Source organism: Corallococcus llansteffanensis, assembly GCF_003612055.1.
In the GTDB taxonomy this organism is placed as follows: Bacteria; Myxococcota; Myxococcia; order Myxococcales; family Myxococcaceae; genus Corallococcus; species Corallococcus llansteffanensis.
Genome location: NZ_RAWB01001121.1, coordinates 1 through 744, shown reverse-complemented (window position 1 = coordinate 744; position 744 = coordinate 1). Strand labels below are relative to the sequence as shown.

Annotated in this window: 1 protein-coding gene; it reads left to right on the top strand. The window is 70.8% G+C overall.

Going from position 1 to position 744, the window contains the following annotated elements; translation table 11 throughout:
* The first annotated feature begins 288 nt into the window (after positions 1–288).
* Positions 289–741, top strand: coding sequence for a Fur family transcriptional regulator (locus tag D7V93_RS43715; protein ID WP_120648736.1), 453 nt, complete (start codon positions 289–291; stop codon positions 739–741).
* Positions 742–744: the final 3 nt, after the last annotated feature.

The window sequence follows — 744 nt, the reverse complement described above, 5'->3', positions numbered from 1 at the left end:
GGGGGAAGGACAGGACGGGCACGGGCGACAGGTCGGTCTGGAAGGTGGGACCCCAACGGCCCGCTCCCAGGATGGATGAGCAAAGGCGCAGTGTGAGGAGGACGCCCACTGAGTCAAGGCAACCGTGGGGAAGTGTTGGAAGCTGGAAGCCCCCATGGTCGCCCGGCACCGGCGCGAGGAGGCGCCCGCGCGAGCAGGCGTCACGCGTCGCAGCTACAACCGGGCTACAGGTACACTTCGTTTACGGTGGCCGGGACGTGGAACGGCGGCTGTGTTATTCGACGCGCCATGGGTGCCAAGAAAATCTCCGCGCAGGAGAAGCTGACCGGGTTCCAGGACCGGATTCGCGCCGCGGGGCTGCGCAGCACCGCCCCCCGCGTGGCCGTGCTGCGCCAGCTGGAGACGGCCACCGCGCCCATGAGCCACGCGGACCTGGTGGAGGAGCTGGGCGGGGAGGGCTACGACCGCGTCACCATCTACCGCAACCTCACCGACCTGACCGAAGCGGGCCTCGTCGTGCGCGCCGACCTGGGCGACCACGTCTGGCGCTTCGAGCTCAAGCGCGCCGGCGGCACCGAGCACTCCAACAGCCACCCCCACTTCACCTGCACCGACTGCGGCACCGTGGCCTGCCTGCCGGAAGAGTCCGTGCGCATCTCCGCCGCCCGCGGCGTGCCCCGCGCCGTGTCCCAGCGCGCCGTGGAAGTGCAGCTGCGCGGCCTCTGCGACCGCTGCGAGTAGGCC

Bases quoted from the DNA above. Each gene is read 5' to 3' on its own strand.
- D7V93_RS43715 (WP_120648736.1), top strand. From the start codon at position 289: ATGGGTGCCAAGAAAATCTCCGCGCAGGAGAAGCTGACCGGGTTCCAG.